The sequence below is a fragment of the Algoriella sp. genome (assembly GCF_036647415.1).
In the GTDB taxonomy this organism is placed as follows: domain Bacteria; phylum Bacteroidota; class Bacteroidia; order Flavobacteriales; family Weeksellaceae; genus Empedobacter.
In genome coordinates, this window is record NZ_JAVXKG010000016.1 from 38,989 (window position 1) to 64,600 (window position 25,612).

21 protein-coding genes are annotated in these 25,612 nt (G+C 29.6%); 7 read left to right on the forward strand and 14 right to left on the reverse strand.

What is annotated here, in order from left to right:
- Window positions 1-40 precede the first annotated feature (40 nt).
- On the forward strand, window positions 41-1,006 hold the full coding sequence (locus RSC72_RS08425; protein ID WP_332546998.1) for an NAD(P)H-dependent flavin oxidoreductase: 966 nt from the start codon (window positions 41-43) through the stop codon (window positions 1,004-1,006).
- Between the two features lie 8 nt (window positions 1,007-1,014).
- On the forward strand, window positions 1,015-1,878 hold the full coding sequence (locus RSC72_RS08430) for an acyl-CoA thioesterase (RefSeq protein ID WP_332566058.1): 864 nt from the start codon (window positions 1,015-1,017) through the stop codon (window positions 1,876-1,878).
- Between the two features lie 63 nt (window positions 1,879-1,941).
- Here the strand turns inward: RSC72_RS08430 and RSC72_RS08435 are convergent, their stop codons facing one another.
- From RSC72_RS08435 to RSC72_RS08460, 6 genes are all read right to left on the reverse strand, one after another.
- Window positions 1,942-3,513 (reverse strand): hypothetical protein, encoded by a 1,572-nt coding sequence (locus RSC72_RS08435; protein ID WP_332578475.1) that lies wholly within the window; start codon window positions 3,511-3,513, stop codon window positions 1,942-1,944.
- A 3-nt stretch (window positions 3,514-3,516) separates the two neighbouring features.
- Window positions 3,517-4,566, reverse strand: coding sequence for an HlyD family secretion protein (locus tag RSC72_RS08440; protein WP_332566272.1), 1,050 nt, complete (start codon window positions 4,564-4,566; stop codon window positions 3,517-3,519).
- Window positions 4,567-4,572: 6 nt separating this feature from the next.
- Window positions 4,573-5,904: a TolC family protein gene (locus RSC72_RS08445; RefSeq protein WP_332566273.1), complete on the reverse strand. Its 1,332-nt coding sequence runs from the start codon at window positions 5,902-5,904 to the stop codon at window positions 4,573-4,575.
- Between the two features lie 524 nt (window positions 5,905-6,428).
- Window positions 6,429-7,991, reverse strand: a complete 1,563-nt coding sequence (locus RSC72_RS08450) for a hypothetical protein (protein ID WP_332545443.1) — start codon at window positions 7,989-7,991, stop codon at window positions 6,429-6,431.
- A gap of 3 nt (window positions 7,992-7,994) precedes the next feature.
- On the reverse strand, window positions 7,995-9,041 hold the full coding sequence (locus tag RSC72_RS08455; protein ID WP_332545445.1) for an HlyD family secretion protein: 1,047 nt from the start codon (window positions 9,039-9,041) through the stop codon (window positions 7,995-7,997).
- A 4-nt stretch (window positions 9,042-9,045) separates the two neighbouring features.
- Window positions 9,046-10,377 (reverse strand): TolC family protein, encoded by a 1,332-nt coding sequence (locus tag RSC72_RS08460; RefSeq protein WP_332545447.1) that lies wholly within the window; start codon window positions 10,375-10,377, stop codon window positions 9,046-9,048.
- A gap of 191 nt (window positions 10,378-10,568) precedes the next feature.
- Here RSC72_RS08460 and RSC72_RS08465 point away from each other — a divergent pair, with 191 nt between their 5' ends.
- Together RSC72_RS08465 and RSC72_RS08470 are read left to right on the forward strand one after the other, a co-directional pair.
- On the forward strand, window positions 10,569-11,372 hold the full coding sequence (locus RSC72_RS08465) for an AraC family transcriptional regulator (RefSeq protein WP_332545449.1): 804 nt from the start codon (window positions 10,569-10,571) through the stop codon (window positions 11,370-11,372).
- 109 nt (window positions 11,373-11,481) lie between these two features.
- A complete protein-coding gene (locus RSC72_RS08470; protein WP_332545451.1) occupies window positions 11,482-12,027 on the forward strand; it encodes an NADPH-dependent FMN reductase in 546 nt (181 codons plus the stop codon).
- 58 nt (window positions 12,028-12,085) lie between these two features.
- Here RSC72_RS08470 and RSC72_RS08475 read toward each other — a convergent pair whose 3' ends face one another.
- A complete protein-coding gene (locus tag RSC72_RS08475; protein ID WP_332545453.1) occupies window positions 12,086-12,502 on the reverse strand; it encodes an OsmC family protein in 417 nt (138 codons plus the stop codon).
- 133 nt (window positions 12,503-12,635) lie between these two features.
- Between RSC72_RS08475 and RSC72_RS08480 the strand changes: the two genes are divergently transcribed.
- Together RSC72_RS08480 and RSC72_RS08485 are read left to right on the forward strand one after the other, a co-directional pair.
- Window positions 12,636-13,013, forward strand: a complete 378-nt coding sequence (locus RSC72_RS08480; protein ID WP_332545455.1) for a VOC family protein — start codon at window positions 12,636-12,638, stop codon at window positions 13,011-13,013.
- Window positions 13,014-13,019: 6 nt separating this feature from the next.
- Complete coding sequence (locus tag RSC72_RS08485; protein ID WP_332545457.1) at window positions 13,020-13,544, forward strand: SRPBCC family protein; 525 nt, start codon at window positions 13,020-13,022, stop codon at window positions 13,542-13,544.
- 79 nt (window positions 13,545-13,623) lie between these two features.
- Here RSC72_RS08485 and RSC72_RS08490 read toward each other — a convergent pair whose 3' ends face one another.
- Window positions 13,624-14,820: a Pycsar system effector family protein gene (locus RSC72_RS08490; RefSeq protein ID WP_332545460.1), complete on the reverse strand. Its 1,197-nt coding sequence runs from the start codon at window positions 14,818-14,820 to the stop codon at window positions 13,624-13,626.
- A gap of 24 nt (window positions 14,821-14,844) precedes the next feature.
- Between RSC72_RS08490 and RSC72_RS08495 the strand changes: the two genes are divergently transcribed.
- The gene (locus RSC72_RS08495; RefSeq protein WP_332545462.1) at window positions 14,845-18,570 is read left to right on the forward strand and encodes a metallophosphoesterase; all 3,726 of its coding nucleotides are present in this window, start codon (window positions 14,845-14,847) and stop codon (window positions 18,568-18,570) included.
- A gap of 32 nt (window positions 18,571-18,602) precedes the next feature.
- Here the strand turns inward: RSC72_RS08495 and RSC72_RS08500 are convergent, their stop codons facing one another.
- From RSC72_RS08500 to RSC72_RS08525, 6 genes are all read right to left on the reverse strand, one after another.
- A complete protein-coding gene (locus tag RSC72_RS08500; protein WP_332545464.1) occupies window positions 18,603-19,013 on the reverse strand; it encodes an SRPBCC domain-containing protein in 411 nt (136 codons plus the stop codon).
- Window positions 19,014-19,016: 3 nt separating this feature from the next.
- Window positions 19,017-21,335, reverse strand: coding sequence for a hypothetical protein (locus RSC72_RS08505; RefSeq protein WP_332545466.1), 2,319 nt, complete (start codon window positions 21,333-21,335; stop codon window positions 19,017-19,019).
- Between the two features lie 70 nt (window positions 21,336-21,405).
- A complete protein-coding gene (gene yaaA, locus RSC72_RS08510) occupies window positions 21,406-22,161 on the reverse strand; it encodes a peroxide stress protein YaaA (RefSeq protein WP_332545468.1) in 756 nt (251 codons plus the stop codon).
- A gap of 21 nt (window positions 22,162-22,182) precedes the next feature.
- Window positions 22,183-22,803 carry an L-threonylcarbamoyladenylate synthase gene (locus RSC72_RS08515; RefSeq protein WP_332545470.1) on the reverse strand — a complete coding sequence of 207 codons (621 nt, stop codon included), beginning with the start codon at window positions 22,801-22,803 and terminating at the stop codon, window positions 22,183-22,185.
- Between the two features lie 186 nt (window positions 22,804-22,989).
- Entirely contained in the window at window positions 22,990-23,961 is a 972-nt protein-coding gene (locus RSC72_RS08520; protein WP_332545471.1) for an N-acetylornithine carbamoyltransferase, read from the reverse strand.
- A gap of 58 nt (window positions 23,962-24,019) precedes the next feature.
- Complete coding sequence (locus RSC72_RS08525) at window positions 24,020-25,456, reverse strand: hypothetical protein (RefSeq protein ID WP_332545472.1); 1,437 nt, start codon at window positions 25,454-25,456, stop codon at window positions 24,020-24,022.
- Between the last annotated feature and the right edge of the window lie 156 nt (window positions 25,457-25,612).

Here is a 25,612-nt window from a genome sequence, read left to right on the forward strand (position 1 = left end):
CTTATCTTGCATCAATAACCAACGTTAGAAAATTTAATAAATGACAATACAAGAGTTTAAAAATAGTTTAGATTTACCTTTGATTACATCGCCAATGTTTTTGGTTTCTCGTACTGAATTGGTAGTAGAAGCATGTAAAAATGGTGTTTGTGGAACTTTTCCTTCTTTGAATGGACGAAAAGTAGAAGATTTTGAACAAATGCTAATTGATATTACAACTCAATTAAACCAATTTGAACAAGAAACAGGTAAAAAACCAGCTCCATTTGGTGTAAATCTTATTGTAAATAGAACAAATCCACGTGTACAAACAGATTTAGCTTTATGTATAAAATATAAAGTGCCTGTAATTATTACATCTTTGGGCGCTGTAAAAGAATTGGTAGATGCTGTACACAGTTATGGTGGATTGGTATTTCACGATGTCATAAAAAAACGACACGCTGAGAAAGCTGCTGAGGCTGGTGTAGACGGAATTATTGCGGTTGCTTCTGGTGCTGGTGGACATGCCGGAACTGCAAATCCTTTTGCTTTGATTGATGAAATTCGTACTTTTTATGATGGATGTTTAATATTAGCTGGTGCCATGAATAACGGAAACGATATATTGGCTGCCGAAACAATGGGTGCAGATTTTGCCTATATCGGAACTAGATTTATTGCTACAAAAGAAGGTTCTGCCGAACAAGATTACAAAGAAATGTTGGTTGATTCTACTTTTGAAGATGTAATTTATACAGACGGAATTTCTGGTGTAAATGCAAATTTCTTGAAACCAAGTATTATTCATTCTGGTATTGATTTGAATGAAAAAAAGGAGGAAGATTTTGCCGAATTAATTGGTGATGAAGGCCACAAAGCATGGAAAGACATTTGGTCTGCTGGGCATGGTGTTTCTGGTATTCACGATATTCCAACAACGGCAGAATTAATTACTCGTATGAAAAATGAATATAAAACTGCACTAGAAAAACATGTGCAAGTCTTAAATAATTTGAAATTTTAATCAAATAAATGAAAACAACACAAGAATTAATTGATCTCATTACATTAAAAAAATTAGAGGATAATTTATTCGAAGGAAAAAGTTCTTTTATGGGAAGTCCAAACGTTTTTGGAGGACAAGTTGTAAGTCAAGCTTTACATGCGGCTTATCAAACTGTTCCATCAGATCGTTTTTGTCATTCCCTACATTCTTACTTTATTTTACCTGGAGATTTAGAGCAACCTATACAATATGATGTTGCTAATTTGCGCGATGGCGGAAGTTTTAGTACAAGAGTTGTTACTGCAAAACAAAACAATGTACCAATTTTTGTAATGGCTTCTTCTTTTCAGTTAAAACAAGAAGGTTACGAACATCAAGAAAAAATGCCTATTGTAACGCCTCCAGAAGAATTAATGAGTTGGAATGATGTTGCTGAACAATTTGGCTCTGTTTTACCAAAATCAATTATGCGTTTTGTTTCTGCGGAACGTCCACTTGATTTTAAACCTGTTGAATTTGTTAATCCTTTCGAGAAAAAAGATTATGAAAATTTCAGTAATGTTTGGTTAACTTTTAATGAGGTTCCTGACAATTTACCTTTACCAATTATTCATCAATTAATAGCATATAGCTCTGATTATAATTTGTTATCAACTGCAATAAAACCACATGCGTCTAAAGCACATTTTGGGAATACACAGATGGCAAGTTTAGATCATTCGATTTGGTTTCATAGAACGCCAAATTTGCACGATTGGATATTAGTAAATGTAGAATCGCCAAGTGCAAATGACACAAGAGGTTTTACAAGAGGAAATTTGTTTAACCGTTCTGGTGAAATGATATGTAGTGTTGCACAAGAAGGCTTAATAAGACCAATTGAAAAATAACACTTCATCGTTTTAAAATAAAAAAAGGATAACTTAAAATAGTTATCCTTTTTTTATGAAATTTTATGTTGTGTATTTTTTCGTTATAAAAAATCGATATAATTTATAAATAATAAGGACAATAACAACTGTAAAACCTATTGCAAATAAGATTCTAAATATCTCTATATTACTTATTAATAATGCTTGATTGGCTAATTTATCTTTTAATGTTCCGACAGTTAAACTGGTTGATTCATCACTTAAATGAGTCATATTATTCTTAGAAAATAATGTATCAAATTGATTTTGAAATATCGAATTTGATTGCTCAAAATTAGTTGTCATATAAGTTTGATGCTTTGTTGTGAGATACAATAAACCATTTTGTAATAGCGAATAACTGATTGTTGTCGTCCAAAAACGAATAGCCGTCCCCGTTTGTAAAACACTTGCGTAAAATTCTGGTTTTGCAGAACTAAGCATATACAAAACCAAAGGTGCAAATAAAACACCTTGTCCTACGCCTTCTAAAAATAATGCTGGTGTAACATATTCTACTCTAGTATCTGGAAGAAATATGTAACTAAAATATAACATACTCGACGATAGAATGATAAATCCTATTAAAAAAATAGTCAGAAAATTTACATTTCGTTTTACCATTTGGTAGGCAGAATATAAACCCAATATAGAACCCGCAACGTTAAAATATTGAATTTTTAACACATATTCCCATGGCCATTTCCAAACGACATTCATTACTTGGTAAATATTACTCAGACTTGATCGTAGAAGATAAAACATGAAGAACATGACTACACCTGCTATTACTCTTTTCGATTTTAAAACTTCGAAATGATAGATTGGCCTTTTTGATGTCACTTGTTGCAAGATGAATAATCCTGCGCAGACAATACAAATGATGAATGCTCCTACAATGTAAGGCGACTCAAACCAATAATTTTTTTTACCATAAATCAACATAAAAGCTCCGCTTGTTAACGTAATCATCATCAAGAAAACGCCTGGTAAATTAAGTTGATACAATGGTATTTTAGGAAACATCCTGTTATGATTTAGAAAAAAAACATAAATAAACAAAGCAACAACATGTAAGACAATAATCGTATAAAGAATCATGTTTTGATTGTAATTTTCTATAGCAAATTTTACAATAGATGTTGTAAACTTATCTCCTGTTAACATAAATCCATACAAAAATGAATATGTTATTAGACGAGAATTTTTTCCTTTTATACTATGTATTAATATTGGATATAAAATACAACCCTCAAAAATTGCAATCGGACCTTGTATAATACGCAAAACAAGAAGCAATTGTGTGTTAATAGAAAGTGTCATGATAAATAAAATAACAATATTTAGCATGGTCATCAATAACAAATAATTTCGGATATTGAAATAATGAAAAAATCGAATGTGTAAAAATAATCCGCACACAAACATACCGTAACCCAACGAAAATAAAAATTGAATATCGTCAACCTCTAAATCTAAAAATGATGCAGTGAACGTACTGTTCATATTAAACATCATCAAAATCATTAAGTGTGGTAAAAGAGCGATTAATAAAATTGAGATAATAATATTATGCGGAACCCATTTATTAAAAATAGAATTTGGAGTGTCCACAATCTATTCTAATTTTTCGGTTGAAACAGAAACATTCATTCCAGATCTTAATTTATCCAAATCTTTGGTGTTTTTCAAGATTATTTTTACGGGAAAACGTTGTTCAATTTTCACAAAATTCCCCGTTGCATTGTCTGGTTTTACTAATGAAAACTCCGAACCCGAAGCTGGCGATAACGATTCTACTCGTCCAACAAATTTGATTTTAGAATAAGCATCAGCAACAATTTTAATGTCCTTATTTATATCTATTTCACCTAACTGCGTTTCCTTAAAATTAGCTACAATCCATTTTTCTTTCGACACAACTTGCACCAAAGCTTGACCTTCTTTTATCAATTGACCGACTTGTATATTTTTTGTACCAACCCAACCATCATAAGGCGCAATAACGTATATATAAGACATGATTAATTTTGCGTCATTTAGTTGCGCTTTACGTTGTAAGATTTGTGTTTTGGCTGGTGCAACTTTTGTTTGTTCTGCATTTGTGCTAATATTTACAGAAAGACGTTCTTGTTTCAAAGCACTCAAATTTGCATTAGCTTGTTTGTATTTTGCTTCAACTTCTTCAAATTGTTGTAAAGTCGCGGCATCTTCTTTCACTAAATTTCTGAATCTGATATAATCTTTTTCTGTTCGCCAAACTTCTATTTTAGCAGCTTCTATATTAGCATCAATTATATTTACGTTACTTGCCTTGGTATCAACAGCGGTTTCGTAAGTTGCAACAGATTGTGCTGTACTTTCTAAATTTGCTGAAGCAATATCAACCTTATTTTTGAACTCGCGGTTATCAATCACAACAAGTGTATCTCCTTTATGTACAAATTGATTTTCTTCAAAATTAATTTTATCAATAAACCCTGAAACTTTGCTTGATACTGGCGTTATATATTGTCTTACCTGTGCATCATTTGTGTTAACATGCGAACTCGAAAAGAGATAAAACCAACACATTGTACCGAATCCGATCAAAATAAAAATCCAAGCCAAAACAGATAGCGTTCTGTTCATTCTTCTTTCGCTTTTTGTCACTTGCTTTGTCGCCATATTTTTTTATAAATTACCAATTACATATTGCAATTGATAGTATTTTAGTTGTTTATTGATTTCTAATGATATTAAGTTGGATTGAGTTTCTAAATACACATTATCAGCATCAATCAATTCTGTAATTAAGCTTAATTTATTGGCGTATTTTGTTTTCACAATTCGGTAATTTTCTTTGGCTTGCGTTATAGCTTCTCTAGCAATCTCAATTTTTTCTATGGATTCTTCTAATTTTCTATTTGCGACAAAAACATCATGTGTAAGCTGTTCTTCTCTCTCTTCTATTTCTAATTTTGCAATGGAAATAGAACGATCAGCAATCAACATCTTTTGTTTGTTTTTGTACAAATTACTCAACGGCATTACAATGTTAATTCCTACTTTCCCGAAACGATATAAGTTTTCTTGTGGTGGAAAAAACATAAAATTGGGATAACTTAAACCATATTCGCCATCCGCAGTTATTCGAGGTAAAATATTGGATTTGATTATCTTTTTATCAATTTCTTTTAAGTGTAAATCTTCTTTTGCAATTTGTAGATTTTCATTTTTTTCGAAAGCCTCTATAATTAACTCATCTACAAAACCAATTTGAGTTGTATTTGTAAACAAATCTGTCGTGTCTATCTGTAATTCTTGCTCTGCAGGTAAAGCAATCAAGGTTTTTATTTGATGCTCTATAATCGCAATATCATTTGCCAATTCGGTAAATGACATTTTATGATTAGACAATTGCAATTCGGTACGTAAAACCTCATTATATGTTACTAATCCATTTTTCTGAAACGATTTTACTTGCTTAATATTAATAGAATCTTCGTGTATTTTGTCAAGAAGTAAACTTTGTTGTTCATGCAGATGCAATACTTGTAAATACGCCGTTATAATTTGCATACGTAGTTCACGTTCATCTTTTTTAGTACGAAGTTTAGAAATATCTGTTTCTATTTCAGCTTTCTTTTCTTCGTTTTTTAGCTTTCCTCCTAAATAAATTGGAATTTCGGCAGATAATGTAAAATCATATTGTTCGCGGGGAACTTTATATTTTGTAGACGATTTCAGTAATCCATCTTCATACTGATTGATATTACTTAATACATGAAAACCGGTGTGAAAATTGACATCAGGTAATTTTTCATTTTTTAAATCATCTTCTATTAATTCGGATACATTTGTTTGTAAAGTACGAATTTGAAGTTTTTTGTTGTTTTGTAATCCGATTTCAATTGCTTGATTCAGTTTTAATTGATGGTAATTATATTCTGTTTGCGCAAAACTAAAACTTCCCATCACTAACAAAATTGTAAGTAATTGATATCTAATTAGATTAAATATCATATTGGTATTAAATTCTTTTAAATCCTAATCGTTTTAAGTGGTGCAAATATACATGGACACATGCAGGTAGAGATTGAGTAAAAAGGAAAATAATTTATCCATTTACGCCAAATGATAAAAATATAGAAATTATAAAAAAAGTGAAGCTATTTTATCTAAAAATAAATTTGAACGTAATGAAAATTAATTCTAAAAAATAAATAATTCAATATATCTATAGTTTAGACCAATTACACATAAAAACCAAAAAGATGTTTATCTATTCGAAAAACATCTTTTTGGTTAATTATTTACCCGTTGTGCATTTTGATAATTTTAGCAATTAAACCGTCAATTCGAGTGAAATTCTGTAAGAATTTTGTATCGAGAATAAGGTTTTAGAAGATAAAATTCTATTCTCGATACAATTTTTATTCATTCTTGTACTGAGTTTATCGAAGTGTCATTTCTAAAAATCACTCGAACTGACGAATTTTAATTCAAAATGCACAACGGGTTAATTATTTATACCTATTTAGGACTATTTATTTTCTGAAAAGTACTGTTTTAAAAGGTTTATAAAAAAACACAAAGAAAGTCATTACAATTCCAATAACAAATAAAGTTCTAAAAATCTCGATATTACTTACCAATAACGCTTGATTGTATAATTTGGTTTTTAAAACTCCGATTGACAAACTAACCGAATCATTGGTTAAATGAACTGAACTATTCTTCGTCATCAAATTATTCCATTGCTCTTGAAAAATTGTACTTGTTTGATCTAAATTTTTCGTCATCAAAAATTGATGTTTCGTCGTTAAATACAAAACTGCATTTTGCATAATTGCAAATCCTATTGTTGTTGTCCAAAAACGAGCTGCTGTTCCTATCAACGCTACATTACCCGAAATATTGGGATGTACAGAGCCAATCATATACAAAACCAATGGTGTAAAAATAAGACCTTGTCCAAGACCTTCTAACATCAACGGTGGCGCAATTGCGTCTACTTTTGTATCTGGAAAAAATAAATAACTAAACCACAATAAACTGATAGATAAAGTAAAAAATCCGATTGTAAAAATGTAACGATAATCAACCTTTTTTATCAATAAAAACACCGAAATTAAAATGCCTAAAAAAGATCCCGCAACATTAAAATATTGTATTTGTAGTACATATTCCCAAGGCCATTTCCAAACACTTCCCATTACTTGGTAAATATTACTCATACAAGAGCGTAATAAATAGAAAATAAAAAAGATAAAAATACCTAAAATAACACGTTCGGATTTGAATACTTCAAAATGAAACAAAGGTCGTTTTGATGTTCTTTGATGAAGAATAAATAAACCTGCAAAAAATAAACATAAGAAAAACGATAATGTGATATAATTTGACTCGAACCAATAGTGTTTTTTTCCATAAACCAAGAAATATGCGCCAGAAATTAATGAAATTAACATCAAAAATATTCCTCCTAAATTTAATTGATACAATGGTTTTTTAGGAAACATACGGTTCTGATTAAATAAGAAAACATAAACCAATAAAGCTATTACATGCATTGCCATTACTGTATAAACCATCATATTATGATCATAGTTTTCTATCGCAAATTTCACAATTGAGGTCGCAAATTTATCTCCCGTCAACATAAAACAATATAAACACGAATATGCAATAATACGGGCATAATCACTTTTTATTTGCGACATAAGAATTGGCAATAAAATAACACCTTCAAACAACGTAATTGGTCCTTGTAAAAAACGAAGTAACAAAATAAGTTGTGTATTCTTGGTTAGCGTTATTGCAAATAATATGATAATACTAGCGCAGGTCATAAACAACAAATAACTTCGGATATTAAAAAAGTGAAAAAATCTGACATGAATAAATAATCCACAGACAATTGTTGCATACGCTAACGAAAATAAAAATTGTAAATCGTCAACTTCTAAATCTAAGAAAGAAGCTGTAAATGTACTATTCATACTAAAAATTGTCAATAACATCAAGTGTGGAAATAGTGCAATAACCAAAATTGGTACAATTAATTTCTGCGGAACCCATTTGTTGAATATAGAATTTTGACTTTGCATATATTATTTCAATTTTTCTGCTGATACTGCCACATTCATTCCCGAACGTAATTTTTCATTATTTTTACTCTCTTTTAATATAATTTTGACAGGAAAACGTTGTTCTATTTTCACAAAATTTCCCGTAGCATTATCAGGTTTCACCAAAGAAAATTCTGATCCTGAAGCTGGAGAAAGTGATTCTATTTTTCCTTCAAATTCAATTGTAGCATAAGCATCAGCTTTTACTTGTATTGTTTTATCTAAATCAATTTCGCCTAATTGTGTTTCTTTAAAATTGGCAACAATCCATTTCTCTTTCGATACAACTTGCACCAAAGCTTGCCCTTCTTTTATTAATTGACCAACTTGTATATTTTTTACACCAACCCAACCATCATAAGGCGCAATAACATAAGTATAGCTTAATCTTAGTTTTGCATCATTTAATTGTGCTTTTCGTTGTAAAATTTGTGTTTTAGCTGGTGCAACTTTTGTTTGTTCTGCTAGCGTACCTACATTTACAGCGTTACGTTGTTGTTCTAAAGCCAGTAGATTTGCTTTTGCTTGTTTATATTTTGCTTCTATTTCTTCAAACTGTTGAAGTGTTGCGGCATCTTCTGCTACTAAATTTTCGAAACGTGTAAAATCTTTTTCTGTTCTCCAAACCTCTATTTTAGCAGCTTCTATATTTGCATTTACAATATTTACATTACTTGCTTTACTATCTACTGCTGTTTCGTAAGTTGCAACAGACTCTGTTGTACTTTCTAAATTAGCTTGCGCAATATCAATTTGATTTTGAAATTCTCGGTTGTCAATTACAACTAAAGTATCGCCTTTGTGTACAAATTGATTTTCTTCGAAATTTATTTTATTGATAAATCCGGAAACTTTACTAGAAACTGGCGTAATATATTGTCTTACTTGCGCATCATTTGTACTTACATGCGAACTAGAAAACAAGTAGAACCAACCAACAGCTCCTACTCCAATCAAAATAAATAACCATGCTATAACAGATAATGTTCTGTTCATTCGTTTTTCTCCTTTCGTCAATTGTTTCGTCATATTCTTATAAGTTTCCTAATACGTATTGTAGTTGATAGTATTTTAATTGTTTATTTATTTGCAAAGAAATTAAGTTAGATTGTGCTTCCAAATAAGCATTATCTGCATCAATTAATTCTGTAATTAAACTTAATTTGTTCGCGTATTTTGTTTTTACAATTCGATAATTTTCTTTGGATTGATGAATTGCTTCTTCTGCAATTTTTATTTTATCTAATGATTCGTCTAATCGTTTTTTTGCTGTAAAAACTTCATGTGTTATCTGTTCTTCTCGCTCTTCGATTTCTAATTTTGCAATTTCAATTTTTTGATCCGCGATTTGCATTTTTTGTTTATTCTTGAAAAAATTACTTAACGGAACGGTAATATTTACGCCAACCATTCCAAAACGATACAAATGTTCTTCTGGAGGAAAAAACATAAAATTGGGATAATTCAAACCATATTCTCCACCTGCAGTTATTTTAGGCAACACATTTGCTTTGGTTATTTTTTTATCTAACTGTTTCAGATCAAGATCTTCTTTTGCAATTTTCAGACTTTCATTATTTTCCATCGCTTCCAAAACCATCTGATCTACAATACCCAAATGTTCTGTGTTTGTAAACAAATCATTGGTTTGTACATGTATTTCTTGTGCTTCTGGTAAAGACAATACTGTTTTTATTTGATGTTCTATTATCGCAATTTCATTATCCAATTCAGAAAAAGACATTTTATGATTGGATAATTGTAACTGTGTACGCAGAACCTCATTATATGTAACCAAGCCATTTTTCTTGAAAATTTCTGTCTGCTTAATATTGGCAGAATCTTCGTGTATTTTATCCGAAATCAAATGTTGTTGTTCTTGTAAATGCAACACTTGCAAATAAGCCGTAATAATTTGCATGCGAAGTTCTCGCTCATCTTTTTTTATCTTTAACTTCGAAATTTCAGTTTCTATTTCTGCTTTCTTTTCCTCATTTTTAATCTTCCCTCCCAAATAAACCGGAATCTCTGCTTTTAATGTAAAATCATATTTTATACGTGGTGTTGCATATTTTGTTGATGATTTTAAAAACCCATCATCATACTGATTTATATTACTCAAAACATGAAAACCAGTGTGAAAATCCACATCAGGAAGTTTTTCATTTTTTAAATCACGTTCATTCAATTCAGCCACATTTGATTGCAAGGAACGTATTTGCAATTTTTTGTTATTTTGTAGTCCAATTTCAATTGCTTCGCTCAATTTTAATTGATTATAGTCTAAATTTGTTTGAGCAAAAGAAGTACTACTCACCATTATAAAAAACGTAAGCAATTGATATCTAATTAAATTAAATATCATATCTATTTTTAAATTCTAAAAAGTTTGTTGATTTATTACTGCAAAGGTACGTGCAAAGACAACTAACGTAAATGATAAAATAAGAAAATAATTTGCTCATTCTAGCCAAAATAGATAATTTTGTAAACGTATATTTTAGATAAAAAATAATCTATATACTCATTTCATTCGTATTCAAACTTCAACGTAAGATGGATCAAAAATTTATAAAAGAAGTCGATCAAAATAACTCTGAATATTACCTACATCATGTCTATTTGGACACTGTAGAAACAGAGATTCATCAGCATAAAAAAGCACAATTACTTTATGCAGAAGGTGGAATTGTCCATATTTTTATCAACGATAAGCATTGGTATTTACCTGCACGTTGTTTTATGTGGATTCCTGCAAATACAGATCATTCTATCTTAACTTATAGTAAAAATGGAGATTTGTATAATTTTTATTTTAAGACAGAAGAAAATGAAAATGAATTTTACGCCAAAACCAATATCTATTATGCCGAAGATTTACTGCGTGAAATGTTTTTGTATACCAAACCTTGGGATGGAATTATTGAAGAAAAAGATACTGCAAAATATTATTTTTTAAAAGCAATAAAAGCAATTTTACCCGAAATGGAATCGAATAAATTGCCAATTACAATTCAACATCCTTTTCCGAAAGATCAAAAACTGATTGAAATTGCTCAGTTTTTAATGTTAAATATCGAAAAAAACTATACAATTGATGAAATTTCTAAACATTTCGGAATAAGTTCTCGTACACTATCTCGAAAATTTAAAGATAATTTGGGAATGAATTATGTTCGATTTTTACGCTCTTTACGTATTACAAAATCATTAGAATTGATTGCAGAAAATAGGTATAATATGTACGAAGTTGCCATGTTGGTTGGTTACAATTCTTTGTCTTCGTTTAGCAATATTTTTCAAAAAGTTTCTGGAATTCGTCCAACTGAATATGCCCAAATGTTGCATAAAAAGCGTTAAATCGTGTTATAATAATCCATCAAAAATAAATTGAAAATTCCTAACATATATCAACGGCTTAAAAGATATTCTACCTTAACTTTGCACAATCAAAATTTAAAAATATAAAATGAAAATATTAGCATTTGCAGGTAGTAATAGCAAAAACTCAATCAACAAACAATTATTAAATTATACATTAGGTCAACTAGAAAATACAGAGATTGACTTAGTAGATATTAACGATTTCGAAATGCCAATTTACTCTATTGATCGTCAATTAGAAAGTGGGTTTCCTCAATTAGCAGAAGATTTTTACAAAAAAATTAAAGAGGCTGATGGTTTAGTTATTAGTCTAGCAGAGCACAATGGTAATTTTACGGTTGCTTTAAAAAATATTTTAGACTGGGTTTCTCGTATTGAAATGCCTTATTTAAAGGATAAAAAAATCTTATTATTAAGTACTTCTCCTGGTAGTTATGGTGGAGGAAATGTAATGGAAGTTGGACTAAAATATTTCGGAATGTTTGCAAGTGGAGAAATTGTAGCAAGTGCAACTTTTCCTTTTTTCAACGATAATTTCCAAAATAACGAGATCGTGAATGACGAACTTAAGAATACTATTTTAGAAAAAATTACAACGTTTAAAAATTCTTTATCAGAAATTGAAGCTTAATTTTCTGATAGATAAAATATAAGACCGAATGTTTAATTCGGTCTTTTTATTTATAATACTAATTTACGTTAATCTCGTAAGTTATTTCTATACCTCCGTTTGCAAGCATATCGTGTACACTACAATATTTCTTAACAGCTAATTCTGCTGCTTTATTTGCTTTATCCAAATCAATATTTCCTTTTAAATTGAATGTGATATGAATATTTGTAAAAATATTTGGAATCTCATCACGTCTTTTTCCTTCAACCTCAACTTGTATATCTTCTATTTCTTGACGTTGTTTTTTCAAAATTTCATTCAAATCAAACACACTACAACTACCCAAAGCAATCAAAACTAATTCCATCGGACGAACACCTTTTCCTTCTCCACCTATCGACTCTGGACCATCAATATTCACTTTTACAGACGAACTTGGCGCAGTTGCCTCATAATGTGACGCATCATTTACTCTATTTAATTCTATTTTCATAATCTCACTTGTTTTGGACAATAAAATTAAACATTTTTAATCGATTCTCTTCTACATTTTATTTTCTTCAATTTATAAAACCAATCTTTTTTTTAATTAATTTAGACCTTAACTAATTATAAAAAAGCACAATATGAATAGTGTCGTTTATTTTGAAATTCAAGCAAATGATCCGCAAAAATCAATTGAATTTTACACCAATGTTTTTCGTTGGAACTTCATCAAACAAGATGGTTTACCAATTGAATATTACCGTATCGAAACTTCTGGTATTGAGGGCGGAATGTTCAAACGTCCAGCAGATACACCTTCTCTGAATTGCGGAACAAATGCATTTACATGCACAATGGAAGTAGAAAATTTTGACGCAATAGCAGAGAAAATCATTCAAAATGGAGGTCAAATAGCTATGCCAAAATTTGCTATACCTGGTCGTTGTTGGCAAGGTTATTTTTTAGATTCTGATCATAATGTTTTTGGTATTTTTCAGATAGATCATTCAGCTAAATAAATGTATATGAAGAAGTTTATAAAATGGTTTTTCGGAATAATTATAGCTTTAATCGTTCTGATATTGATTGTTGCAGCAATTTTACCAAAAGATTTTCATGCCGAAGGAACAACTACAATTAACAAACCAAATAAAGTGGTTTTTGATTATGTTAAACATCTAAAAAATCAAGAAAACTATGGTGTTTGGTTTAGATTAGAAGACAATATCAAAAAAAATTATCAAGGAACAGACGGAACTGTTGGTTTTATATACACTTGGAAAGGAGATAAAGTTGGTGAAGGAAAACAGGTAATTACCAAAATTGAAGAAGGTAAACGTATTGATATGGATTTATTCTTTAATAATGATCCAAATGCGGCTAAATCTTATATCTCAACTGAAGAAATTTCAGCAAATAAAACAAAGGTAAATTGGGTAATTGACGGAAAAATGCCTTATCCTTTTAATATAATGAGTCTTTTTTATGATATGAATAAAGATTTTGAGCAAGGTACAGCGAATTTGAAAGAGGTTTTAGAAAAACAATAATTTCAGATTTAAGTTAAAAACAAATAGTCAGAAAAGTAATTTTCTGACTATTTGTTTTTTAGATTATTTTATAACGTTATTAAAAAGTCGTATTGGTTAAAACTGCATACGAAAATGTTAACACAGACAGTATTGTACCTATCATAAAAATAGTATATGTAATGCTCAATAATCTGTATTTACGTTCTAATACCTTTCCCAAAAAGTATAAATCACGCGTTAAAGAATTGTATAAATAATCTCTATCTTTCATCAATTCTTGCATTGCTTCTTCATAAGACTCTAATGACATTTGATAAAAATTACCAAAAAATAACAAGTTCACTTTTTTCTGTTTAACATCTTCTTCGTTAAAACTTTCGTAAGTTACATTAGGTTTTGTTGCTAAAATCGCGAAAACGATAGAAACAACACTAGAAAACAACATAACAATTGAAGGCAATAAAAGATATTCATTTTTAGGAGTTGCCAATTTCGGAATCAATGTAGAAAGAGCAATCGAAATTACAATCGCATTTACAGATAATAAAATATTGGCTTTACTATCTGCAATATCACTTAGTCTGGTATGATTATTTAATGTTACACGAAATAAAGTGTCAACGCCTCTGTCGGGCTGTTGCATTTTATCGTTTTTTTTCTTTTTTAACTCAAATTTATTTGGAACATCTCCTATTAATTCTATTTCTTTGATTTTATTTTGTGTGTAAATCAGATTATTTTCTTTCCCTTTTTGCCATAAATCTTTGGCAGAATCAGTATAAAAATGATGTACATTTAAAAAGAAATTTCTGTTCTCTAAATTCCATTCATAATCAGAAAATTCTTTCTCACAAACTTTTGCTATTTCATCTCTCAAAAGCTCCGAAATTTTAGGATATTCTTCCTGACCTAGATGATAATTATCGGCATCTTTTATAATAGATTCTTCAATATTTCTGGGCGTGTAATTAATCTTAGTAGACAAGATATACGCAACTACATTTGCTATAAAATCTTCTGAAAAATTAATAGATTTTAAATACTCACTTGCAATTTTTGCGCTCTCATCTTCATGTCCTTGTACTGTTTTTGTATAACCTGTATCGTGAAACCAACCCGCAACTATTAACTGTTCTTGTGTTTCAACCAAAATTTGTTCGTTTGTACATAAAATTTTAATTGCTTCAACAACTTTCACAGTATGCATAAAATTATGATACGTAAAATCCAAAGAAAGATTATCTTTGAATAAATTAAAAACATAGTTTTCTATTTTTGATAAGGCCGGATTCATTACGCGCTTTTAAAGCATAAATGTATGAAATTATTACCAACACAAAACATTAAAAAACTGAATTATCCATTTTTGGCTTTAGTCGGTTCTTGTTTATATATGACATCTTGTGCGACACAGCATCCACAGTATGGGCAACATATAAAAAATGAGAAAGTACAAAACGTCGAAGGGAAAAAAATTCAATCAATCTACTTAATCGGTGATGCAGGAAATTTAGATAATCCAAAGAAAAAACAAACTTTAGAAAATTTAAAATCCGAATTGAGTAAAGCTGACTCTGCTTCATATTTATTTTTTTTAGGAGACAATGTTTATGAAAATGGGATTCAACCAGATTCTACCAAATCAGACTATACGACTAGCCGAAATAAGCTACAATTACAAATCGATTTAGCGAAATCTTTTAAAGGAAAAACTTTATTTATTCCAGGAAATCACGATTGGCGAAATGGTTTAGAAGGATTAAAAGAGCAAGAAAAAATAGTTAAAAAACAACTTACAAATAAAAAATCTTTTCTACCAAAAGACGGCTGTCCTATAGATAAAATTAATGTAAATGATAGTATCGGAATTATTGCGGTAGATTCTGAATGGTATTTACAAGATTGGGATAAACATCCTGGACTTAATGAAAAATGTGATGTAAAAACACGCGAGGCATTTTTTGAGGAATTAGAATCTCAGTTAAATAAATACCAAAATAGAACGACTATTTTGACGATGCATCATCCATTATATTCAAACGGAACTCATGGTGGTCAATTTGATCTGAAAAAGCAAATTTATCCTTTGGGCGATTATTCTAAAATTCCGTTACCAATCATTGGATCATTTATTAATTTATTAAGAAGCACAACAGGGCTTAGTCCTCAGGATGTTAATAATTATAAATACCGAGAAATGGCTTCTCGTATTGCAACATTAATCGAAAATAGAAATAATGTAATTGTTGTTTCTGGACACGATCATAATTTACAATACATCCAAAATAATAATGTAAAGCAGATTATTAGTGGTTCTGGCTCTAAAAGTGAATCAGCAAAAGCTGTCGGTAAAAATGATTTTTCTTACGGAGATAATGGTTTTGCTATTTTAGATTTATATGATAATGGCGCATCTAAAGTTAACTTTTATGGTTTTACAGAAACTGGCATTGACTTATTACTTTCTAAACAAGTAACAGAAAAGAAAAAAGAGTATTTGGCACAAGTTTACGATGATAAAAAAATGCCAAAGAAAAAAGAAACATCTGTTTATCCACAAGAAAATACACAAAAATCTGATCCGTATAAATTCTTTTTTGGACGACATTATCGCAAAACTTACGGACAAACGATTAGTGCAAATACAGTTAATCTTAGCGAATTATACGGCGGCTTAACTCCTGTACGAAAAGGAGGTGGTCACCAAACACAAAGTTTACGATTAACAGACAATAAAGGTCAGGAGTATAATATGCGTTCGGTGAAGAAAAGCGCAACTCAGTTTATACAACAAGTTGCTTTCAAAAATAAATATGTTGCAGATGAATTTGAAAACTCATTTACAGAAAAATTTTTGATGGATTTTTATACCACAACACATCCATATTATCCTCTAGCAGTTGCTGATATGATGAAACCGATTGGTATCATGCATTCTACTCCAAAATTATATTATGTACCAAAACAAGAAGCGTTAAAAGAATATAATGAGTATTTTGGCGACGAATTGTACATGATAGAGGAACGCCCTATGTCTGCTTATCAAGAAGGTGTTTTCGGAACACCAAAAGATATTGTAAGTACAGATGACATGTTAACTGCCATTCAAAAAAACAAAAATATTATTGTCGACAAACAAGCCTACATGCGTGCACGTTTGTTTGACATGTTGGTTGGAGATTGGGATAGACACCAAGACCAATGGCGTTGGGGAATTTATGAAGACAAAGGTCAAACGATTTATAAACCAATTCCACGAGATAGAGATCAGGCTTTTCCTAGATATGATGGTTTATTTTTCAAGGTTATTATGGGAATTCCACCTTTGCGTCACATGCAAGATTACAAAGATGATATAAAAAACATAAAATGGTTTAACAGAGAGCCTTATCCGTTAGATTTAGCTATTTTAGAATCATCTGATCTTGATGGATGGAAAAAAGAAGCTCGCTATATACAAGAACATTTGACGGATGAAGATATTAGAAAATCTTTCGAATTAATTCCCGAAGAAGCTAAGCAAGATTATGATAAAGAAGTAATTCATAATATTATTGAGCGTCGTGAAAAATTAGAAAAATTCGCAGAAGAATATAATAAAACTCTTCGAAAACTAATCATTTTAAAAGGTACAAATGAAGATGATAAATTTATTGTAACGCGTTTACCTAAAGGAAAAACAAATATAAAAATCTATTCAGGAAAAGATAGTACATTAATATTTGATGAAGAGTTTACGAAAAAAGAAACGAAAGAAATTCGTGTCTATGGTTTAAATGGTAAAGATCAATTTATAGTTGATGGTAAACCAAATCATGCCATTCTAACACGACTTATTGGTGGTGTTGATGATGATATTTATGAAGTAAAACGATCTAGTCGAATAAAAGTTTATGATTATGCAAACGGTAGTGATGCTTCTGAATCTACTTTTTTAACATCAAAAAACTTTGTAAACGACTACGAAATAAACACTTACGATTACACACAACCAAAGTATAACTTTTTCACAATGTTGCCTAATATTGGTTACAACCCTGATGATGGTATAAAAATTGGTCTTTCACCAACGTATACTGTCAATGGTTTTGATCGTAAACCTTATTCTCAGCGTCATAATTTGCAATTAAATTATTATTTTGCAACAAGTGGTTGGGAAGCGAAATACAAAGGTACCATTATGAAAGCGCTTGGTAAATGGAACTTGGATCTGAATGCGGCTTACACCAGCCCTACTTTTAGTACAAACTTTTTTGGATTAGGAAACGAAACCATTAATAATGATGAACAAAAAGGAATGGATTATAACCGTGTTCGATTAGAAAGTTATAGTATTGGTCCTTCTATTTTTAAGATATTAAACAACAATGGTCGTTTAGATTTTTCTGCGATTTACAGCTATGTTAAAATAGAAGAAAATAAAGATCGAATTGTAAGTGAACAAAATATCGGTATAAATAGAGATGTTTTTAAAGGTCAAAATTTTGGAGAAATTGGTGCTAAATATGTTTTCAAGAATTACGATAATGCATCATTGCCAAAATTAGGAATGACATTTTTAGCAAATGCAAAATGGATTTCTAATTTATCAGAATTTCAACGCAATCATTTCTATACCGAATTAAACCTTGGTTTTACTCATAAAATTTCAGCAAATGGTAGATTAACAGTAGCTTCTATGCTGAAAGGTAAAGCAGTTTGGGGAAATTTTATGGAATTTTATCAAATGGCAAATTTAGGTGGTGATCAAGATTTGAGAGGTTATCGTTTAGGAAGATTTGTAGGTGATAAAGTCTTTTTACAAACATCTGATTTACGTTTTGACGCCTTAAGATTTACAGCAGTTGTACCAATGCGTTTAGGCGTTTTTGTTGGTGCAGATTATGGTAGAGTATGGCTAGATGGTGAAGACTCAAACAAATGGCATTCATCTATGGGTGGTGGAATTTGGATAAACGGAGTTCAATCTGTGACAGCTACATTATCATATTTCAAAGGAGAAGATCCTGGCAGAATAGTAATTGGAATTAACTTCGGTTTCTAATAAATACAAAAAAAATAACCTTCAATAGAAGGTTATTTTTTTTGCACATATCTCTTAATATCTTGCATCATATTAATCCATTTTATTTCTGAATGTGATCGTTCGTATTCATCTGCAAAATCTTTCGATTCTATTGATAAATAAGTATAATTACCAGAAGGTTTCAAACTAAAAATCACTTCAATTTCGTGGTTTGAGTTTTGCTTTTTATAATTGTAACGCAAACGTTCGTCTTCTAAAATTGACGTGATAAAAGCTTCATCAATAATGGTTTCTCCATTTAGTTGAGATTCAAATTTTATCTTCTCTCCTACTTTCCAGTCATTACAAGTCATTTTTGTATTCTCAAAACACGCAGCAAATTCTTGCTCATCTACCAAAACTTTCCAAATATCTTGTGGTGTAGCTTCTATCGAGATATTTAATAAAACTATATCGCTCATTTTCTAATCTTTTAATTCAATATATTTTGTTACTTCTTTTCTATAATTTATCGAAGCTCTAATTGCTAATAAACCATTTATTCCCTGCAAATCATTCACTTCTAAATATTCGATATCATCTTTCAAATAATTTTCAGCAATCAATAATTTAAAATATTCTGCGTATTCTTCACGTAAAACATCTTCCGTATAAATTACACAAATTTTACCTGGTTGATTTATTCTTTCTGTTGAATCTTTTATAAATGCTTTACTTATTCTTTTCTTAATTATTTCGTATTTAGCATTATTGTAACCATTTACATCAAATCGTTTTTCATCTAATTTAAAAATAATATCCAACGTGTTATTTGTTGCTAAAATTAATGAAGCTACATCTATTTCTATCGGAACTTTTTCACGAATATTATTATAAGCTTGCTCTAACGCTAGGTTTGCTTGCAATTGCCAAAATCTTATTTTCTTAACATCTTGATAACTAAATTTTTTCTGAGGCGCAATACTTCTTCCAACATATAAATTATAATCAATTCCATCTGTTTTGAAACGCTCATAATAATGTGGAAAAATATTTTGAGCATCTAGTTGAAAAATATCTAACTTATTTGATAATAAAGAATTGATCATCGAAATTGATTGATCAAATTTTTTGCGTTCGATGTAAAATAAACCCGTCGTAGAATCTAATTTTTCTAGATATTCTGTAATAATAGATTTTTCATCTTCTTTTACATATTTTGGAATTTCGGGATGAATATTTATCGCGATATAATCAAATAATTCGCTCTCAAAATAAATTTTATCAACATTATGTATTCGTTCCGAAAAATCTTTTAATTGGTCAATATATTCTAAAAACTTATCTTTTTGTGTACGTCTAAAAAGTTCTTCGCATATTTGTATCAAATAATCAAGTTGATTTTTATAATCAATACGCATACAATTATTCCGAATGAAAGATGAATTTCTAACATCTATTTCGCCATATATTGGATACACATTCTGAAAAGAAACCTGAGATTTAGGCTTACTATTTGTGATATGCACCAAATGTTCGCGCGCTTTTTCTCTAAATTTCCAATCTACACTTGGATGCAATGACGTATATTCAGTCTGAATGTAAGCATTAATCTGATTCTCAAATTCGACAGAATAACGGTAAATAGATTCTTCTAAAAGTGGAGTAAATTCTCGTAATAAATTCGCATTAACACGATTAAAAACACCCGATTTTTTAGATGCAATTTCTAAAATTCCTAAACAATCATCTCCATTTTTAAGTGGATAAAGTATCAAACTTTTGTAACCTTTTTCTGAAACAATTTTCAATAATTTATCTTCTGGTTGCTTCTCTAACATAGAATCTACATTAGAAATTACATAATAATCTGATTTACTGATTTTATTTTCGAGATGAACACATGCTACTTCATCCATTTGAAAATCATTTTTACTATTTAGCAATAAACTCGTAGTCATGTGCTGCAACGGGCTATTTTCTAATAAACTGGTTTCTGAATTATAAATAGAAAAACCAAGCTCCAAATCGCCAAGTTTGAAAATAGATTTTAATGCTGAAGTTATATCAAGCTTTACCAAATCAAATGGTTCGCCATAAGTCAATAATTTACTTTTCAATTTTGATAAAGCAATTTCGGTCGTATTATCAAAAAACGAAACTAAATTAAATCCTTTTGCAATCCATGATTGTAGCGGAATATATTTCATCCAAAGAGCTGTGTCTTCGTATTTGTTTAGTAATTCTTCTATCTGATCTTCAGATAATTCATACTTTTCATCTGTCGGAAAAATTGAAAAATAATCATGATTAATGTCTGTTCCTAGATAGATTTTATATCCCTCATCATTAATTATTTCTAATTGATTTGACATTGCGAGATATAAATTTTTATTGTAATATTTTGACAAAATAAAACAACAACAAATCTTGTAAATGTTATCATAATCAAGATCCGAATACGTTAGTTTTAGTTTCGAATGTTTGTTATGTAATAATTCTTTTAAACGATCTGTCGCAAATATAAATTTATCTGTAAAAGGAAAAGTTATTGCCTTTAAATTATTCTTTATCAAAGGTTTTGGAATAATTTTATCGATAATTGGCTCTACATCTTTTACTAATTTTTCAAATTCTTCAAAAGTTTCTACACCATTTATTAGTTCTGGCTTTGTTTCTTTCAAATAATCTAAAAACACTTTAAATTCTCCAAAATTATATTCAGAATTTTCTAATTCTTCAATCAAAGAACTGAAAGAATAGACTATTTTTAAGGGTAGTTTATCTATAAAATTAGCAGTCATATTTTAAGGTATAAATGACGAAAAGACTACCAAAAATAGTAGCCTCTGTAAATTTATGAATTTTAATAAATTAACGCGTAAATATTAAAGTTTCTTGAGTAGATAGATTTTCATCAAAACGATAATTGTCTACATTATATGCTTTTACTTCATCTAATGTTTGTACATTATTTTCTGCACAATATCTCGCCATTGCTCCACGTGCATGTTTAAAATACATCATTATTTTCTTAAGTTCTCCGTTTTTATAATCTTGAAATTCGACATCGATAACAGGAGCTTTTAATTCTTTTCTATTCAAAACCTTCGCATATTCATGACTTGCTAAGTTCAAAATGAATTCACCTTTTTTTAGTTTTGAATTTACAAAAGGTGTCAAAATTTCTTTCCAAAAACCATATAAATTCTTTGATCCGTTGACATCAAGCTTTGATCCCATTTCTAAACGATAAAGCATTATTTTGTCCGAAGGGCGTAAAATACCATACAAGCCCGAAAGTAAAAATGCATTTTTGTTAAGATAATCAATTGCATTTTCGTCTAATGTTTCTGCATTCAAACCTCGGTAAACTTCACCTTTAAATGCTAAAACAGCAGGAATAGCTTGCTTTGCGCTCGGTTTTATATTCCACGTATGGTTACGTTCGACATTCATATCTGCAATCTCTCTCGAAATTTTCATTAATTTTTCTAGATCATTTGCATTCATTTCTTTCATTACACTCATTACCTCTTGCGAATAATCTAGAAACTGTGGCGTAGTTGCTTTCCACTTTGCATTTGTTTCTAAACTCATCATTTTAGCTGGAGAAAGTAATATTTTCATTGTCAAAATTTCTTAATTGTCTTATAAATAATCTTCTATATTACCCTTACCTTCACGCAATACTTCTACTCCGTCTGTCATATCAACAATTGTAGATGCGACATTATCTCCATAACCACTATCAATTACGGCGTCTACTAACTTATCCCATTTTTCATAAATTAATTCAGGATCAGTTGTATATTCTACAATTTCATCTTCATCATAAATAGATGTAGATGCAATAGGATTTCCAAGTTTTTCTACAATCATTTGAGGTACAATATGATCTGGAACACGAATACCAACCGTTTTTTTACCTTTATACGCTGTTGGCAAGTTTTTAGATGCGTTCATAACAAACGTAAACGGTCCTGGTAATGCACGTTTCAAAATTCTAAACGTTCCATTATCAATAGGTAATGTGAAATGTGAAAGATGGCTTAGGTCATTACAAACGATAGAAAATTGAGATTTATCTAATTTTACACCTTTTATACGTGCCAATTTTTCCATGGCTTTTAAATTTGTTATATCGCAACCTAACCCATAAACGGTATCCGAAGGATAAATAATTAAACCTCCATTTTTTAAAATTTTAACCACTTGATCAATCGCTTTTTCTTGTGGATTTTCTGGGTGAATTCTGATATATTCTGCCATTTTTTATCGTTTATACAAAGGTACGAATTTGGCATCAATAATAAACTTCTTCAAATTGTTGTTTTTGATAGGTTAATTGGTAAAATTGATGAATAATCGTATTGATTGAACTATTTATTTCATTTTATAACACAAAAAAAACTGCATATCGAGATATACAGTTTTATGATTTTATTTTAGAAATAATTACTTATTCTTCAAGATTTCGTGGAAAACGGTTTGTGCAGAATATATACGATTTGTTGCCTCATCTATTACAATAGAATGATCAGAATCTAAAACCTCATCAGATACAACTACGTTACGACGAACTGGTAAACAATGCATAAATTTTCCGTTGTTTGTCAAATTCATTTTATCCATTGTTACTTCCCAATCTTTATCACCTTCGTTTTGTTGACCATAATTTTCATAAGAAGACCAATTTTTTGCATATACAAAATCGGCATCTTTCAAAGCTTCATCTTGGTCATAAGATATTATTGCTCCTTCTGTAAACTGTGTATCTAATTCTAATCCTTTTGGTTGTACAATTGTAAAATCTACCCAATCTACCTTAGAAAACCATTGTGCAAATGAGTTAGGAACAGCTTGTGGCAAACGTTTTGGGTGCGGTGCCCAAGTCATCACAACTTTTACTTTTTTAGCTGGTTGTGTACCTGGTGTATAACCAGTTTTCTCTGCTATCGTAATTAAATCTGCAAAAGACTGTAAAGGATGCAATGTTGCACTCTCCAAAGAAACAACAGGAACAGAAGATAACTCTTTTACTTTATTGAACATGATTTCGTTATAATCTTCATCACGATCTACTAACTTCGGGAAAGTACGAACACCTAAAACATCACAATAAGCACTCATTACCTGTATTGCTTCTTTGATATGTTCTTGCGTATCTCCATTCATTACAGCTCCATCAGCCATTTCTAGCGTCCAAGAATCCGAACCTGCATTCAAAACCCAAGCATTTGCGCCTAAGTTATAGGCTGCCTTGATAGAACTAAGTCGTGTACGTAAACTTGGATTAAAAAAAATTAATCCAACAGTTTTATTTTTACCAATTTCTTGTTGTGCAAACGGATTTGCTTTTATTTCTAATGCAGTTTTTAGTAATTCGTCGATGTTTTCTACATCATAAACCGAAGTAAATTGTTTCATAATTGAGAAGAATCTTTTGTATTATTTGTTCTGCAAAATTAGTTGAAACAAACGAGGTTTAAAGATTAATTGTAACTAAATTTAATATTAAATTATCCTTTTCTTTCGAAATCATCAAAACTTTATGATCATCTGTTATAGAATTTGGGGTAACATTATCTTCTGTTAATTGAAATGATTTAGAAATAAAATTAGTGTCCGAATTTGCTATTTTCAAATTGCCTGAATTTTTCTTTAAATGTTCAAATTCTAAAATATTAAGTTGTTTTTTAGTTTGATCATAATTGAAATCGACAAAAGATATTTCGTCTTTATTGTATTTTTTAAATGAAGTGAACTCGTTTTTTGAATCAAAATTTAACAGAAAATAATTTTTTGTTTGTGAAGAATACAAATCATCTCTTTCATTTTTTAGAATAAAAGAAAATCCATTTTTGGTATCAAAACTTATCAAGGGATTCAAATAATTTGAAACTTCATCCTTTCTTCCTATAAAAAAATCAAGCTTTGCTGTAAGTCTTAACCAACCATATAAATTTCGAGAAATTGTAGTTCCGTCCTCCTTCAATTTCCATCTATAAAATCCCGCATATTTACTCTCTATCAAATCATTATAATTTTTTGAGGGAGATTTATATAGTCCAATTAACGTAAAACCACCTTCAAATTCCTCAACTCTCGAAATATCAAGAAATTGACTGCTTTCTGTATTTACATTGATCGAAGAAATCAATTTTCCATCATCTAAATTATAAATTTTAAGAACAGATCCTAAAAACTTTCTTTTAGACTCAAAATTACTTTCAAGTATAAAAACTTTTCCATTTTTTATGCTAATTAAATTATAAAAACTTTGTTCTAATGAATCTCTATAATTTTTATAAATTTCCCAAATTGGACTTCCTTTTCCATCTAAAATCTCAATTTTACTTTCTCTAATTTTACTTGAAAATAAATACACTTTTGGTAATACATAAGATTCAACAACAAAAAAAGTTTTATTATTATAAGCTATTGGTGTAACTTCTGATAAATTTTTCCCATTTTGTCCTTTCAGAATCTGATGAAAACTTTGTTCTGTTTCTGATAAGATTAATTCTTGTTCTTTTTGATAAAACATTTTCTCGAAAGCTCCAGTTTTTACATCAAAAATATAAGTCGCCTCAAAAGGAAAACTATATGTATTAGGATTGTAATAAATTTTTGAAACAGATAATTTATCATTGATAAGTTTTACACTCTTAAATAAATTTAAAAAATTATAAGGCACAAGTTCACTACTTGATCCTGAAGATATTTTGGTTAAATTTTTATCCAAAATATCAAAATGAAAACCTTTATTTGTGTTTACTAAAAAATAACCGTTAATTTTATTTTGATCATCTTTTAATTCAATAACATTATAATTATTGTTTGAAATCGGAAATGTATAGGATTGTCCAAAACATAATAAAGACAAAAGTGTAAAAAAATAAAGGAATAAAATATTTTTCATTAGTTTATATTTTCTTGAGATTCTAAAATTCAATTAGTTTATTAATATTTAAGCCTAATTTTCAATAAAATTGATAGGATAAATTTAAGTATTTTAAATCATTGACTAGTCCTGAAAAATAGATACATTTTTTGAGTGATTAAAAATACATAAATT